Here is a 15076-nt window from a genome sequence, read left to right as displayed (position 1 = left end):
ACAGTAAAATGACAGATATTAAATAATTATGTCGAAAGTAGGATGAAACATGTTACATACTAGCAAATGTGGTGAAATGATGACCCTTCAAGTACCGCTTGAGTGGCAAGGTTTCACCATTGATTTCCTTCTTAGAGAATATTGGAAAGCACCTAAAAAACTCATACATGCGTGGCGAATGAGTAAGAAAATCACCTTAAATCATGAACCAGCCAATTGGAATGTGCCCATGAATATTGATGATACATTATCCATACCCGTATTTGAAAATAATACGAATGAAACGGTTTTCCCAAAAAATCTTGGCATTACTATTTTATATGAAGATGATTTCCTTCTCATCGCGAATAAACCTGCTGGAATGGATACTCACCCAGCTCACCCAAATCATCATGATTCGCTGCTGAATGGAGTTGCCTTTCACTTAGATTCACTCGGCAAGCTAAATTACCTTAAACATATCCATAGACTTGATCAAGATACTACTGGAGCTGTCTTATTTGCGAAGAGTCCTTTTGTCGGATCTTTGCTTGATAAACAGTTGGAAGAACGAAAGATAAAGCGAACTTATCTAGCAATAGCTCAAGGGATTATTAAGGCTGATAAAGGTACGGTTAATGAACCTATAGGCCGTGACCGTCACCACGCTACTAGAAGACGAGTCTCCCCATCAGGCCAAGCTGCCATTACTCATTTTCAAGTGCTTAATCGGTTTAAGGAACGACTGACTTTAATCAAATGTACACTTGATACTGGCCGAACTCATCAAATACGTGTGCACATGAGTTACATCAACCATCCATTGGCAGGAGATATCCTTTACGGGGGAAAACCGTTATTTTCTCGTCAAGCTTTACATGCTTATCATATAGAATTTCAGCATCCTATTATAGAAACTAAAATTACAAGCACAGCACCTTTTTTAGATCAACCTCCTATTTTCCAAAATTTCATGGCATAAAAAAAACCTTCCCGATTTGGGAAGGTTTTTTTATGTTAATTAAGATGCTTTGCGCATACCTCTTAAGATCATGCTTAAAATGAATACTAAAACAATAGCTCCAATTAAAGCAGGGAAGATAGCAAAATCAGCTACGACTGGACCCCAATCTCCTAAGATTAATGAACCTAACCATGCACCAATAAATCCAGCAATAATGTTACCAACAATACCGAATGGTACATCTTTCCCAACGATCATTCCTGCTAACCAACCAATAATACCACCAATAATTAATGACCATAAGAATCCCATCATATTAAATTCCTCCTAATATTTTTTAAGTATAAATATCTATTGAGTAAAAGAGTAAGTAGGAAACACCTACACCTCTGTTCTCACGGCATAAACACTAAGAAATGATTTTTCTTTTTTTAAAACGAAATATAGATGATACCTAATTAATAAATGTTAAAAGTATAATGTTAATTTTGAATATAAGATGTTTTTCCCTAATTGAGCCTCCTGTCTATAGTTTGGATTTTCTTAGTTGTTTTATTCTGCCGTTGTACTAATTACTTTCCCCGTTTGAAAACAGTCAAAACATTTTTCTCGAATAAAAAATTGTATTTTTTTTTACGCATTTTTAAAAAAACTTTGGGTATATATAATAAATTACGTAAAAAATATTGTATAAATATTCAGATATATCATTAAAATATAAACAAGAAGAGACCCCCGCTGTAAACGGAGGTCTCTACTATTAGTTCACTTATTAAAAAAGATTTTTGTCCGGATCGGATCCATATCTCTCTCCTAAGTTGAGGGAGTCAATTTGGTTCATTTCATCCAAACTTAATTCAAAATCAAAGACTTGTGTATTTTCCACAATACGAGACGGGGTCACGGATTTAGGAATAACTACAATCTCGTTTTGCAGATGCCATCTAATCATGACTTGCGCAGCCGTCTTACCATGTTTATCAGCAATATGATTAATCGTCGGTTCGTCAATTAGGTTTCCTTGTCCCAATGGACCCCAGGCTTCAACCTTAATGTCATGTTTTTTACAATATTCTCGAATTTCAAGCTGAGAAAGACGCGGGTGAAGTTCAATCTGGTTAATAACTGGTTTAAGTTCTGTATGCTTCATTAAGTTCTCTAAATGATGCACATGGAAATTACTTACTCCAATAGCCCTCACACGAGAGTCATTATATAATTTTTCAAGAGCCTTCCAGGTATCGATATATTTATCCGTTCCTGGCCAGTGGATAAGGTATAAATCTAAATACTCCGTACCCAGTCGTTCTAAGCTGTCTTCATAGGCTTGAAGTGTCTTCTCAAATCCCTGTTCTGTATTCCATACCTTAGAGGTGATAAATAATTCTTCACGTGGGATGCCGCTCTCTCTGATTGCTTGTCCAACGCCTTCTTCATTACCATAAATAGCGGCCGTATCAATATGCCGGTATCCTGCTTCAAGTGCTTTTTTAACCGATTCTACAGTTTCTGAACCATTTTTCACTTTAAATACACCGAAGCCAAGCTGCGGCATCTTTACGCCATTATGTAAAGTAACAGAATCTTGAATTGTTTCTATCATTTAATAACCTCCTTCTTTTATGCCTAATTATACCATCGAACTAACAGAATTTTAAACTTATATGCTTGAGAGTAAAAGGTTTCGCTTACCAGGGGGCGAAAATGCATAAAAGAAACAGGTTCGGAATAATCGAACCTGTTTTGGCACTGAGAGGATGCTCTGTCTCCTTATTCCTTACCAGCCGCGCCCAGCACCGCCGCCTCCAGCCGAACCCCCGCCTCCACCGCGGGGGCCGCCGCTGCCTCCACCTCCTCCTCTTCTCGAAAGCATAGAGAGAATTGTGTATGACAATGCTCCCCCAAAGAATTTTATATCGAGGAAGACAAGAGCCACTATAATAATAATCATCAGCCAGCCTGGAATTGGACTTTTTGCTTCAGCGCTTGGCTTTTCATCCACCTTATATTCACCTGAAACGGTCTGTGTAATTATTTGGTAGGTTTCTGTCACCGCTTTGCCAGGTTGGTTATTTTTTAAATATGGGATTGCATATTCATCAAGGATTCTCCCTGCTTTGCCATCAGGAAGAACTCCTTCAAGACCGTATCCCGTTTCAATTCTTATTTCCTTATCATTAAGAGCCAGCACAAGCAAGACTCCGTTGTTCTTTTCGGCGTTTCCTAGCTTATATTTTCGAAACGCTTCATTAGCAAACGTTTCAATATCTGTTCCTTCAAGTGAAGCAACAGTCAGCACCGAGACTTGGGTTGATGTTTGATCATCTAACCTTCTTCCGACAGCCTGTAATTTTGTTTCTTCTTCCTGCGATAATACATCCGCAAAATCTTGAACATATATATCGCCAATAGGTTCAGGAATGACAGCCTCAGCATTCACATTGGTTAATCCATATAAAAAAAACAAACTGGTAATTAATAAGAAAAGGCTGGTAACCTTTCTTACCATCATTGGTCATTTCCTCCAAAATCAACATCTGGAGCTGTTTCAGCCTTAGGATCAGCTTTAAAGTATTCCTTTGCGTCAAATCCTGTTACCCCTGCAACGATGGCTCCAGGTAACCGTTTAACTTTTTTATTATAAACGGATACCTGTGCATTATAATCTTTACGGGCTACTGAAATTCGATTTTCCGTTCCAGCTAGTTCATCCATTAATTGAGTAAATTGTTTATCAGCCTTGAGATCAGGATAGTTTTCCACTACCACTAATAAACGGCTCAATGCTCCAGAAAGCTCACTATTTGCGGTTGCTTCCTCTTCTGGTGAGTTGGCTCCTGCTAATCTAGAGCGAGCGTCGGATATCGCTGTAATTGTTTCTTTTTCATGTGATGCATAACCTTTAACCGTATTAACCAAATTAGGTATTAAATCCAATCTTCTTTGCAGCTGATTTTCGATTTGTGCATAGGATTGATCCACATTTTCTTCTTCAGAGACAAAACCGTTATAGCTGGATACAAATATCATGATGATTGCTCCAATAATAACAATCCCAATTAGTAATGGTACAAGTAGATTTTTTTTCATTTTCTCTCCCCTTTGCAGTTATGTACTTAATATATTTTCCCATTCCTGTCTTCTTTCTAAACTCGTTAAATATATTCTATTCGGTAATTTTTATGTGATGTACGAGTATATAGTAAAATCAGGGAATTTAATTAACAAAACTATACAGTATACTGGTTGAATTTCATTACACTGTATCTGTTTTGTTAAGTTATTGTAAAGTTTCGTCGAAATCTCTTTCCCTTTAGTAAAGGAATCCATTACAATGATTTAGTCAATACTATGCATACTATATTTCTTGGATGAAATTCCGTGCATAAAAATATGCTTTAAAAAATGGGGGTAATACCATGGTTTTTAAATCAAAACAGGACAAATTCGCAGTTGCTTTAATCAATATGTCACAAAACATCAAAGAAAGTGCTGATTATTTTGCTGACTTTAAGCTGAATAATGTTAGTGACCTAAAGGTTTTTGCTGACACAATGAAAGATTATGAGCATAAAGGCGACTCAATGGTTCATGATGTAATCAAAGATTTAAACAATGCATTTATCACACCGATTGAACGGGAAGATATTCTGCAGTTAACCATGAATATGGATGACGTATTAGATGGACTAGAGCATTGCTCTGCTTTATTTGAAATGTACTCGATCATTGACGCAGATGAATATATGTTGAAATTTGTCGATGCAATTAGAAAGTGTACGTATGAAATTGAACTTGCGGTACAGTTGCTTTCAACTAAAAAAATGCAAAATATCCGCGAAAATGCAATAAAAATTAAAGATTTAGAATCATATTGTGATGGAATTCAACGCCAATCCATTAAAAATCTATTCAGTGTTGAAAAAGATCCAATCCAATTAATTAAATACAAAGAAATTTATGAAAGCCTTGAAGAAATTGCTGACTTCTGTCAGACAGTTGCTAATACACTTGAAACAATCATTATGAAGAACGCTTAAGGAGTCCTCCAAGAATGGATACTTTACTTATAATAACGATTTTAATCGTATTTTTTGCACTCGCTTTTGACTTTATAAATGGTTTTCATGATACGGCAAATGCCATAGCTACTTCTGTTTCAACAAAGGCATTAAAACCTCGTCACGCTATTATATTAGCCGCTGTGATGAACTTTGTTGGAGCAATGACTTTTACAGGTGTTGCCAAGACGATTACGAAGGATATTGTCGATCCATTTACATTGCCTAACGGATCCATTGTCATAATGGCTGCCTTAATTTCAGCGATTATCTGGAATTTAGTTACCTGGTATTTCGGCATACCAAGTAGTTCATCGCATGCACTAATCGGTTCAATTGCCGGAGCTGCGATTGCTGCTGCTGGATTTTCTTCAATTAAATGGACTGGTTTCCTTAAGATCATTGAAGCTCTTATTCTTTCTCCAATCTTAGCGTTTGGGGTCGGTTATCTCGTTTACACCATTATTAAAATTGTCTTTAAAAATAACAACTTAACCAAAACGAATAAACAGTTCCGCAGAATTCAAATTCTAACAGCAGCTGTTCAATCCTATGCACATGGAACGAATGACGCTCAAAAAGCAATGGGTATCATCACCCTTGCATTGATTGCCAATGGATATACAGAGAGTACCGATATACAGCTTTGGGTACAAGTTTCCTGTGCATTAGCAATGGGACTTGGAACATCAATCGGCGGCTGGAAAATCATTAAAACCGTTGGCGGAAAGATCATGAAAATCCGTCCAATCAATGGAGTTGCAGCTGATTTAACAGGAGCTGCGATTATCTTTGGAGCAACGTTGATTCACTTACCAGTAAGTACAACTCATGTCATTTCATCTTCGATTCTAGGTGTAGGTTCTGCCCACAGAATTAAAGGTGTAAAATGGGGAACTGCGCAAAGAATGATTATTACGTGGTTTATCACACTTCCTATTTCCGCAACCGTTGCTGGTTTAATCTACTATATATTAAATTTTATTTTCTAAGAAAAACCCTTTCCGTTTAGGAAAGGGTTTCAGACTGTAGATAAACTCGGGTGAAAACTGAGTTTGTCTATTTTTTTATGACTTGTATAACTTGAACGTTGATTTTTACTTCAGGCACTCGCTTTCCGCGGGCGGTCGGGGAGCCTCCTATCGCCTTCGGGATCTCCCCTAGACACGCTTTTCCCGCAGGAGTCTCGTACCTTCCGTTCTAATCAACTTTGTTTGAAAATAAAAGAATTAAAACTTGAGGGGATAAAGATGCTTTCTAAACATGATTCTAGTCAGCGAGATCTACTTGAAATGTTAGGTTAGATCAACTTGAGCCACAGACCATTGGATTCGTAAAATGGAGGCGGCCATTGACTTCCCTTCATTTATGACTTGGTGAAAGATAGGTATTCAGAGGTAGATGCCCAAGTATTTCAAAAGGGATTCGGAATTTTTTAATCCCAATCTCCTTTTTTCGACAAACTGAAACCCTTTCCATTTCGGAAAGGGTTTTTTTGTCTATTACAAAGCAGTAAAACATGCTATTTCTTCCAAAATAGCTTACTATTTTTAGTATAGCCGTTTAATAAGGGGAATGCCTATGCCGAGTGAAAACCTAAATAGAGATTTGTTTAAGGGGATTTATGGAGATCTGATGGAATTTTCAGATCGAATCAGCAGTATTGTCGGTGGTCCAGTCACCATTGAAGACGGAAACCATCGACTGCTTGCTTATAGTATGCATGACGACACAACTGATCAGGCTAGAATATCAACTATTATCGGCCGCCGGGTCCCAGAGAAAGTTGTTAACAGTCTCTGGAAAGCAGGAATTATTCCTTCCCTTTTGGAGGATAACACCCCGATTAAAGTGGAAGCAATCGAAAATGTTGGACTCGGCAACCGAGCCGCTGTTTCGATTCGAAAAAACAATGAAGTGCTTGGTTTTATCTGGGCTCTTGAAGGTAAAAAGCCGTTTACCGATGAAGATTTAGCCTTTTTACAGCTTGCTGCTAAGGAAGCCAAAAATCAACTGCAGCAGCTGCAATTAAAAAAGAAACAGAGAGAAGCAGGAACTCAGGAGTTTCTCTGGCGGTTATTAACCGGTCATTATCAAAAAGAGACAGATATTAAGGAGCATCTCAAACGTTTTTCTATCCATTTGCCTGCTGTATGTGCGATTGGTGTATTTGAATTTGCTGAAGAAATTAGCGGAAGTATTGAGCGTAATATCTCCTACATGCTTACCGTTACTCAAAAAATAAATATCCTGCTTACTACGATCGATCAAAATAAATTAATTGTACTCGCAGGTTCAGAAACTGATGAAGAACTAACGATATCATTTAAAACATTTATTCCCACCTTTATTTCTGAAATGAAAAATCGATTTGAAGTTTCTACTATAAATGGTGCTTCTGGAAATAGCTTAACCTCCTTGTTAGATGGGCGTTACAGTTACGAGGAAGCCCTTTATACCTTGAAAATCAAATCGATTTTCCCTGAAGAGACAGGACCTATCATTACCTATGATGGTTTAGGCGTATTTCAAAGTCTTGAGGCGATTGATTCTGGATCCCCTCGCCGCCGCGAACATCATACACTAACAAAATTGGCACGCTATGACCAGAAACATCAATCTGATTTACTGCATACATTAAAGGTTTACTTAGAAAAAGATTGCAGCCAAAATGATGCGGCTCGCCATCTGCATATTCATGTTAATACACTTAACTATCGATTAAAGCGCATCACTGAAGTTGGTGAAGTCAATTTAAAAGACATTATCCAAAAAACAGCATTGTTTCTTGAATTAAAATTAAGGGAATACCGTGAATATCAGAGTAAAAGCTAGACTTAGGACAAGAAAGGATGCGAATTCATGGAGTCAGAAGAATATCTACGATTGGAATTAACTAAGATTGAAAAGTGGGAAAAAGACCAGAATAGTCTTTGGTTCTGGGAACGGTTAGGACGCCTTCCTTTTAAAGTGTTGGATAAACTAACTCCGACATTTATCCAAACGAAGATTGGGTCGCTATTAGACGGCATAGGAAGCTTTATTCAAACAGGAGGCCAATACTTAACTCGTGAACAGACGATTCTCAATAAGTTAAGCAATGAACTGCCGGAACAAAAAGAACTTACTCTTGAAGATGTCAGCTCCTTGCCCCTGAAAATCATGGATCAAGTAAGTGAAGACATTAAACAATCCGAGAGCAGAGCAGCAACCGCTCAAGGAGCAACAACCGGTTTTGGCGGTCTTTTCACACTTGCTATCGACATCCCAATCTTACTTGGTATGTCGCTGAAAACCCTTCAAGATCTTGCCCTGACATATGGATATAATCCACGAGACCGTGATGAACGAATATTTATTGTAAAGTGCCTCCAATTTGCCACGTCAGATATAGTAGGTAAAAAAACCATTTTAGATGATCTTAATTCCTTTTACCAAGACAAGCCGGCTGGTAAAAAGGAAATGATTTCTCAGATTCAGGGTTGGCGTGAAGTTGTCTATACCTATCGTGATCACTTTGGAATAAAAAAACTATTTCAAATGGTACCAATTGCAGGTATGGTCTTTGGAGCCATTACTAATCGCGGCATGATTTCTGATATTGCAGACGCCGGAACGATGCTTTACCGAAAACGCCGTATCTATGAAAAAATCCAGGAGCTACAACAAGTAAATAATGCTTTTAAACCTTAAACTTAAGGAGTATTTGTGAAATCTCACAAATACTCCTTTTTGAATTTTCTGATTACCACAAACGTTGGTGATTCATTAACGGGTATACTTTAATACAAAGGGATTATTTGAGGGGGATTATTTATATGCGTATTGGAATTCCAAAGGAAATAAAAAATAATGAAAATCGAGTTGCGATTACTCCTGCTGGAGTGGTTGCCTTAGTCAAAGCGGGACATGAAGTATTTATTGAAAAAGATGCAGGCACAGGAAGTAATTTTACTAATGATGGTTACATGACAGCAGGTGCTTTAATAGTAGAAGATGCGCGCAGTGTATGGGAAAGCTCTGAAATGATTATGAAGGTAAAAGAACCCATTCCCGAAGAATATCAATATTTTCGTAAAGATTTAATCTTATTCACCTATCTCCACTTAGCAGCTGATTCTACTTTAACAAAAGCTCTAAAAGACAGTGGAGTCTTAGCCATTGCCTATGAAACCGTATCAGTAAATGGAACGCTTCCTTTATTAACACCAATGAGTGAAATTGCCGGCAGAATGGCGGCTCAAATCGGCGCTCAGTTTTTAGAGAAACCTAAGGGTGGAAAAGGGATTTTATTAAGCGGAGTACCAGGTGTTAAACGGGGGAAAGTCGCAGTAATCGGCGGCGGCGTAGTTGGTACGAACGCAGCCAAAATTGCCATTGGTCTTGGAGCTGACGTGACTATTCTTGATTTAAACCCTGACCGCCTTCGTCAATTAGATGACATTTTTGGCAACCAACTAACAACCTTGATTTCTAATCCTTATAATCTTGCACACGCTGTAGCTGAATCGGATCTTGTCATCGGTGCCGTATTAATACCAGGTGCAAAGGCACCAAAACTAATTACGGATGAAATGGTAGTAGCCATGTCGCCCGGCTCCGTTATTATTGATGTAGCTATTGACCAAGGTGGTATCTTTGAATCTGTTGATCACATAACAACGCATGATAATCCCACATATGAAAAGCATGGTGTCGTGCATTACGCAGTTGCTAATATGCCTGGAGCTGTTCCACAAACTGCTACTCTTGCATTAACAAATGTGACCGTTCCCTACGCTCTTCAGATAGCTAATAAAGGTGCTGTTAAAGCAATTCTATCTAATCCAGCCCTTGCCAAGGGAGTTAACGTGGCTAAAGGTAGCATCACCTTTAAAGCGGTAGCGGACGACTTAGGCTATGACTATGTCAGCGTTGAAGAAGCACTTGATAACGAAAATATTAATGTTTAAACAAAAAAAGTGCTGATTTTAAATCAGCACTTTTTTGTATTGTTGCTTTTTATTAAAAAAAATCGTAAAAGAATGGCATCTGTTCTGGGATGATTGCGGAGAAAGAATGAATCTCCTGTTCATTCCCCTTTACTTGCTCTAACTTGTAAAGCGTTTCAATCTTTTTGTAGCCGAATAGGATGGCAGATAGCTCATTGATCGTCATTTCTATTCCAGTATCTCTTTTCTCTATTGTTTGGATCTGTTTATTTTTCAGGATAAAGGTTTTATTATTCCATGAAGCAAAACTATCAGTAATCGTCAAAGTCACCGTTTCTCCACTACTGCTCCAGTTAAAAGGATACTGTTTAATAAATTTCTCTGCATCAACGATACGAACCATAAAATAGGGTGTCACTTTTGCCTTTACCCTCGGTTCTTTAAGCGTATAAAACAATGAATCATCCTTATGGGTAGTAATCGTGAGCTTGGTAATCATCGAATCATGCTGACTAATAAAATTCCACAATCCCTTTCTTGCTTCAGCATTCAATGGGACGAACTCAGCGACCGTCATTTCTCCATCTTTTATTTTGTACAGAATATATCCTGTTGGCCTATGCATTGGATCATAGTAAACAGCCCCAAGATAATCCCGATAAACGGAGTATGACCACCAGTTAGCGTCCCGGACGAGCATGCCGCTGAACGAAGAGGCATATTGTTGATAAATGTCCTCAATATCTCCATTATGGGACTCTTTCGTACATCGTTTTATTCGTCCATATACTCGTTCCTGCATGATTAGATTTTCACTATCTATCTCACATACAAGACGATCACAAAATAATTCCCATCCATACTTGCGGTAAAAAGGAACAGAAAAAGGATGCAGCATTGAGATACTGAAGCCTTTTTCCCTCAACATGATTAAAGTATGATGAAGTAAATCCTTCACATAGCCATTTCTCCGATACTCAGGATAAGTAGCAACACCCGCAATGCCCCCCATCTTAAAACGCTTATCTCCTATGTTAATGTTCAGGGGCAGTAGTTGAAGTTTCGCAGCGAGCTTTTCTTCATCCAGAATACCTAATACTTGTTGAAAGTCCTTCATTTTTTGCAAGGTGTTTTCTAACCTTTCTTCAGAGACCTGATATTGAAACGCATATTCTGATAATCGAACAGCTTCTCGATGATAACTCTCTGGCAACTCAATAACCTTCATCTACTTCACCCCATAACGTTATTGTGTAATTAACGTTTCCTCTGTAAATATTTTTCCTGGATTGAGAATTCCTTTTGGATCGAGTGTATTCTTAATACCCGCCATCACATCATAGGCTTTTCCATGCTCAAGGCGCTGATACTTAGCCTTCCCTATGCCGACACCGTGCTCGCCTGTACAAGTACCGCCTGCATTTAGTGCATAAGTAACAATTTCCTCATTTAAACGTTTTGCTTCAGAAACTTCCTCAGGATTTTTCAAATCAATCATGAACATAACATGATAATTCCCATCACCGACATGACCAACAATAGCGCCCTCAATACTCGAAGCATCCACTTTTTTTCGGGTATCAAGAATGGCTTCTGTTAAACGATCCAACGGTACACTCGCATCTGTCACCATTAATTTCTTACCTGGAGACGAATGAATGAACGAATACGCTAGATTATGCCGCGCGCTCCATAATTCACTCCTAGCAATAGAATCCGTTTCAAACTGAATATCCTTACATCCTTGATCGGCAACGATTTCGCGGGCAAACGCTACATCTTGATTGAGACCAGCTTCATTTCCATGAAACTCTAAAAATAATGTTGGTTTCTCTTCAAAGGATGTATTAATTGACCGATTCACTTGTTTAATAGAAAGGGCATCTACCAATTCTATTCTAGCAATGGGGATACCAGCCAGCATAATGCCATTAACCGCCTCTACGGCTTGTTCTACGGAAGGAAACGTAGCTCTGCCTGCCATAGTGACTTCAGGTATCCCATATACTTTCAGCGTTAATTCAGTAAATACACCAAGTGTGCCTTCAGATCCTATAAATAAACCATTTAAATGTAGTCCTGATGAAGACTTTGTTGCTAAACTACCTGTATGAATGATATCACCGTTAGCCAGGACAACCTCTAGGTCCCTGACATTATCCCGCATTATTCCGTATCTCACTGACGTCGTACCGCTTGCATTGGTTGCGGCCATTCCGCCCAACGTTGCATCTGCTCCTGGATCAACGGAAAAGAACAAACCATATTTCTTTAATTCTTTATTAAGTTGTGACCGTGTAACTCCCGGTTGAACTTTGACAAGAAAATCCCGTTCTCTTATTTCAAGTATAGAATTCATTAATGAGGTATCCATTGAAATACCGCCGCGTTGCGGAATAACATGGCCTTCAAGACTAGAACCTAGTCCAAAAGCAATAACCGGTATATCGTTCTCGTTCGCAAACTTTAACACAGCGCTGACTTCTTCAGCTGATTTCGGAAATATGACCACATCAGGAAGACTAGGCTGGTGATACGATTCATCCCGGCTATGCTGTTCTAGAACCGTTTCATTGATCGTTACTCTATCCTCACTAAGTAAGCGCTTTAACTCATTTGTATACGAAATCATCTTGGTTCCACCCTTCTCTATTAATCTCTATTATCATCTTACCTTAATTAAAAGAAAATTAAAATAAATCAAAATTTATAACCCTTCATAATAGCAAAAAAGCCGACGAGAATTTCTCATCAGCTTAATGGAAGGCACATTATTTATTTCCCATCTCTTTATTCTTATCTGTACAAGCTTTCATTGCGTCTAATATGGACTTCCTAAAACCAGACGATTCAAGCGCAGCCACTGCTTCGATTGTAGAACCTCCTGGCGTACATACATCGTCCTTCAAAGCTCCAGGATGCTTACCTGTTTCAAGTACCATCTTAGCTGCACCTAACACAGCCTGCGCGGCCATTTTATATGCGTCTTTTCGAGGAATACCATCTCTAACACCGCCATCAGCCAAAGCCTCGATGAACATATATACATAGGCAGGCGATGATCCACTAATTGCCGGAACAGCATCCATCGACTGTTCTTGAAACACTTGCGTCTTTCCAAAGCTGTTTAATAATTCAAGCACCTCAGCTAAATCTTTTTCATTAACGATTGAATTTGGACTCAGTGCAGTCATTCCCTCTCCAACAAGGGAAGGAGTATTCGGCATCGTTCTAATGACCTTTATCTTCCTGCCAAACGATGTTTCAACTTGCTTGATACTGATGCCAGCAGCAATCGTAATGATGATTACGTCTGTTTTTACCGTATTTTTTATCTGCTCGATCACGGCAGGATAGAGCGAAGGGTGTACCGCTAAGAAAAGATAATCGGCAAAGCTTGCTACTTCCTGATTGTCTAGCGATCCTAAAATATGATATGTATCAATTAACTTCGTGAGTGATCCTTCTGTAGCCGTACTTGCTTTGATTTGCTCAGGCAAGACGATTCTTTCTCCGATCATCCCTTCAATCATGGCTTGAGCCATTCTTCCTCCACCAATGAATCCAATATTCTTCTCCATTTAATCCACTTCCCATATGTTCTTGACGTCTTTGTCATTATATATAAAAGTAAGGAAAAAACCGAATGTATAATTTTATTAACTGTTTAAAAATAAACAAGGTCCAGTGGTATTCTCTTGTTTTCAACTACGATTTGTACATTATTCCCGTCTGCGTTCCCTCATCATAGAGACAACATATTGGACCTTTTCACTCATTCTTCTTTTCGATGTTTTTAACGACTGCACTTGGGGAATTTTAAAAGAAGAACTTGTACAAGAGGAGGAAGCACCTTGATAAACGATTTACCAGCACCATTGCCTGAGGATTTCTTTCAGCTGCCTACGCTCGAACTAGCACAGGAGTTACTCGGCTGTCTGTTGATCAAGACCACGCCAGAAGGCACTGCATCCGGATACATTGTTGAAACGGAAGCTTATAAGGGACCTTTAGATCGTGCTGCCCATAGCTTCGGAAACCGAAGGACTAAGCGGACAGAAATTATGTTTGGAAAAGCAGGTCTCATTTATACGTATAAGATGCACACACATACATTGGTAAATGTCGTAAGTAGTGTGGAAGATGTTCCAGAGGCCATTTTAATACGTGCAGTCGAGCCATTCAGTGGAATTCCGCTTATGCATGAACGACGAGGATTACCCGATCTGGGAAAGCTAACAAGCGGACCAGGTAAATTAACCAAGGCACTTGGGATTACCATGGATGACTATGGTGGAACTTTTACAGAGCCCCCGCTCTATATCGCTCCAGGCAATAAACCAGAATCTATTCAATGCGGGCCGCGGATAGGCATTGGTAATTCAGGAGAAGCCGTTGCCTATCCTTGGCGATATTGGATTACAGGCAATCCTTTTGTTTCGCGTTGAGTTGATTATAAAGAATTAAGTATTTCCTTTCCCTCATTCCTTGCGTTGTTTACAAAAGAGCTTATTGGATAGGCATTCATGAACGCTGCTTCGTATGATACCAATACACGTTTTAATTCAGCTGTTTCCGTAATCTCACCGTCAAGCCAAACTTTCTCATTTTCCCGGGTTAAAATGACGGGCATGCGGTCATGAATCTCTGCCATTAGTTCATTTGCCTCTGTAGTGATAATCGTGCACGTCCGAATAATTTCCGCCCCATTCTCCCACTCATCATATAAGCCTGCAAAAGCAAATGGCTCTTTATTACTCAAATGAATGTGATACGGCTGCTTTTGCTTATTTTCTTTTTTCCATTCATAAAATCCATCAGCTGTAATTAAGCAGCGCTTTCGCTTCAACAACCCCTTAAAAGTAGGCTTTACATCAATAGTCTCCGCTCGTGCATTAATCATTTTATAGCCTATTTTAGGATCCTTAGCCCAGTTTGGAATTAATCCCCACCGAAGTGCGGTCAACTTACGTTTATTTTCTTCTGATATTACCACTGTTATGTTTTGACCAGGAGCAATATTATAACGCGGTTCATCCAATAATTCCTCCTGCTCAATTGCTTGAAAACGTTCAGCAATGGCCTGCATTTCGGAAAACAAATTATACCTTCCACACATATTCTTCACCTCCTTCTTACTT

Annotated in this window: 15 protein-coding genes; 7 read left to right on the top strand and 8 right to left on the bottom strand. The window is 38.8% G+C overall.

Annotated elements, in window-relative coordinates:
• Positions 1–49: 49 nt before the first annotated feature.
• On the top strand, positions 50–961 hold the full coding sequence (locus MHI18_RS15120) for an RluA family pseudouridine synthase (RefSeq protein ID WP_340848515.1): 912 nt from the start codon (positions 50–52) through the stop codon (positions 959–961).
• 39 nt (positions 962–1000) lie between these two features.
• Here the strand turns inward: MHI18_RS15120 and MHI18_RS15115 are convergent, their stop codons facing one another.
• The 4 genes from MHI18_RS15115 to MHI18_RS15100 all read right to left on the bottom strand — a co-directional run bounded on the left by MHI18_RS15115 (position 1001) and on the right by MHI18_RS15100 (position 4033).
• Positions 1001–1258: a GlsB/YeaQ/YmgE family stress response membrane protein gene (locus MHI18_RS15115; protein WP_340848513.1), complete on the bottom strand. Its 258-nt coding sequence runs from the start codon at positions 1256–1258 to the stop codon at positions 1001–1003.
• Between the two features lie 457 nt (positions 1259–1715).
• On the bottom strand, positions 1716–2546 hold the full coding sequence (locus MHI18_RS15110; protein WP_340848512.1) for an aldo/keto reductase: 831 nt from the start codon (positions 2544–2546) through the stop codon (positions 1716–1718).
• A gap of 174 nt (positions 2547–2720) precedes the next feature.
• Positions 2721–3452, bottom strand: a complete 732-nt coding sequence (locus tag MHI18_RS15105; RefSeq protein ID WP_445670038.1) for a TPM domain-containing protein — start codon at positions 3450–3452, stop codon at positions 2721–2723.
• Positions 3452–4033, bottom strand: a complete 582-nt coding sequence (locus tag MHI18_RS15100) for a LemA family protein (RefSeq protein ID WP_340848508.1) — start codon at positions 4031–4033, stop codon at positions 3452–3454. Before MHI18_RS15100 ends, MHI18_RS15105 begins: the two co-directional genes overlap by 1 nt.
• A gap of 329 nt (positions 4034–4362) precedes the next feature.
• Between MHI18_RS15100 and MHI18_RS15095 the strand changes: the two genes are divergently transcribed.
• The 5 genes from MHI18_RS15095 (at position 4363) to ald (ending at position 9956) form a co-directional block, all read left to right on the top strand.
• Positions 4363–4983: a DUF47 domain-containing protein gene (locus MHI18_RS15095; protein ID WP_340848507.1), complete on the top strand. Its 621-nt coding sequence runs from the start codon at positions 4363–4365 to the stop codon at positions 4981–4983.
• Between the two features lie 14 nt (positions 4984–4997).
• A complete protein-coding gene (locus tag MHI18_RS15090; protein ID WP_340848506.1) occupies positions 4998–5996 on the top strand; it encodes an inorganic phosphate transporter in 999 nt (332 codons plus the stop codon).
• A 589-nt stretch (positions 5997–6585) separates the two neighbouring features.
• The gene (locus tag MHI18_RS15085; protein ID WP_340848504.1) at positions 6586–7839 is read left to right on the top strand and encodes a helix-turn-helix domain-containing protein; all 1254 of its coding nucleotides are present in this window, start codon (positions 6586–6588) and stop codon (positions 7837–7839) included.
• 27 nt (positions 7840–7866) lie between these two features.
• Positions 7867–8697, top strand: coding sequence for an EcsC family protein (locus tag MHI18_RS15080; RefSeq protein ID WP_340848503.1), 831 nt, complete (start codon positions 7867–7869; stop codon positions 8695–8697).
• 125 nt (positions 8698–8822) lie between these two features.
• On the top strand, positions 8823–9956 hold the full coding sequence (gene ald, locus MHI18_RS15075; protein WP_340848502.1) for an alanine dehydrogenase: 1134 nt from the start codon (positions 8823–8825) through the stop codon (positions 9954–9956).
• 52 nt (positions 9957–10008) lie between these two features.
• Here the strand turns inward: ald and MHI18_RS15070 are convergent, their stop codons facing one another.
• The 3 genes from MHI18_RS15070 to proC all read right to left on the bottom strand — a co-directional run bounded on the left by MHI18_RS15070 (position 10009) and on the right by proC (position 13516).
• Entirely contained in the window at positions 10009–11163 is a 1155-nt protein-coding gene (locus MHI18_RS15070) for a GNAT family N-acetyltransferase (protein WP_340848501.1), read from the bottom strand.
• Between the two features lie 18 nt (positions 11164–11181).
• Positions 11182–12567: an FAD-binding oxidoreductase gene (locus MHI18_RS15065; RefSeq protein ID WP_340848500.1), complete on the bottom strand. Its 1386-nt coding sequence runs from the start codon at positions 12565–12567 to the stop codon at positions 11182–11184.
• A gap of 139 nt (positions 12568–12706) precedes the next feature.
• Positions 12707–13516 carry a pyrroline-5-carboxylate reductase gene (gene proC, locus MHI18_RS15060; protein WP_340848499.1) on the bottom strand — a complete coding sequence of 270 codons (810 nt, stop codon included), beginning with the start codon at positions 13514–13516 and terminating at the stop codon, positions 12707–12709.
• Between the two features lie 276 nt (positions 13517–13792).
• Here proC and MHI18_RS15055 point away from each other — a divergent pair, with 276 nt between their 5' ends.
• Positions 13793–14383, top strand: a complete 591-nt coding sequence (locus MHI18_RS15055; protein WP_340850298.1) for a DNA-3-methyladenine glycosylase — start codon at positions 13793–13795, stop codon at positions 14381–14383.
• Between the two features lie 5 nt (positions 14384–14388).
• On the opposite strand, the gene MHI18_RS15050 is transcribed toward MHI18_RS15055, so the two are convergent.
• Entirely contained in the window at positions 14389–15054 is a 666-nt protein-coding gene (locus MHI18_RS15050; protein ID WP_340848498.1) for an SOS response-associated peptidase, read from the bottom strand.
• Positions 15055–15076: the final 22 nt, after the last annotated feature.

Source organism: Peribacillus sp. FSL H8-0477, from assembly GCF_038002765.1.
Classification (GTDB): Bacteria; Bacillota; Bacilli; order Bacillales; family DSM-1321; genus Peribacillus.
This window is presented reverse-complemented; position numbering and strand designations above follow the sequence as displayed.

Coding starts and splice junctions, on each gene's coding strand:
- MHI18_RS15120 (WP_340848515.1), top strand. CDS start 50: ATGTTACATACTAGCAAATGTGGTGAAATGATGACCCTTCAAGTACCG.
- MHI18_RS15115 (WP_340848513.1), bottom strand. CDS start 1,258: ATGATGGGATTCTTATGGTCATTAATTATTGGTGGTATTATTGGTTGG.
- MHI18_RS15110 (WP_340848512.1), bottom strand. CDS start 2,546: ATGATAGAAACAATTCAAGATTCTGTTACTTTACATAATGGCGTAAAG.
- MHI18_RS15105 (WP_445670038.1), bottom strand. CDS start 3,452: ATGGTAAGAAAGGTTACCAGCCTTTTCTTATTAATTACCAGTTTGTTT.
- MHI18_RS15100 (WP_340848508.1), bottom strand. CDS start 4,033: ATGAAAAAAAATCTACTTGTACCATTACTAATTGGGATTGTTATTATT.
- MHI18_RS15095 (WP_340848507.1), top strand. CDS start 4,363: ATGGTTTTTAAATCAAAACAGGACAAATTCGCAGTTGCTTTAATCAAT.
- MHI18_RS15090 (WP_340848506.1), top strand. CDS start 4,998: ATGGATACTTTACTTATAATAACGATTTTAATCGTATTTTTTGCACTC.
- MHI18_RS15085 (WP_340848504.1), top strand. CDS start 6,586: ATGCCGAGTGAAAACCTAAATAGAGATTTGTTTAAGGGGATTTATGGA.
- MHI18_RS15080 (WP_340848503.1), top strand. CDS start 7,867: ATGGAGTCAGAAGAATATCTACGATTGGAATTAACTAAGATTGAAAAG.
- ald (WP_340848502.1), top strand. CDS start 8,823: ATGCGTATTGGAATTCCAAAGGAAATAAAAAATAATGAAAATCGAGTT.
- MHI18_RS15070 (WP_340848501.1), bottom strand. CDS start 11,163: ATGAAGGTTATTGAGTTGCCAGAGAGTTATCATCGAGAAGCTGTTCGA.
- MHI18_RS15065 (WP_340848500.1), bottom strand. CDS start 12,567: ATGATTTCGTATACAAATGAGTTAAAGCGCTTACTTAGTGAGGATAGA.
- proC (WP_340848499.1), bottom strand. CDS start 13,516: ATGGAGAAGAATATTGGATTCATTGGTGGAGGAAGAATGGCTCAAGCC.
- MHI18_RS15050 (WP_340848498.1), bottom strand. CDS start 15,054: ATGTGTGGAAGGTATAATTTGTTTTCCGAAATGCAGGCCATTGCTGAA.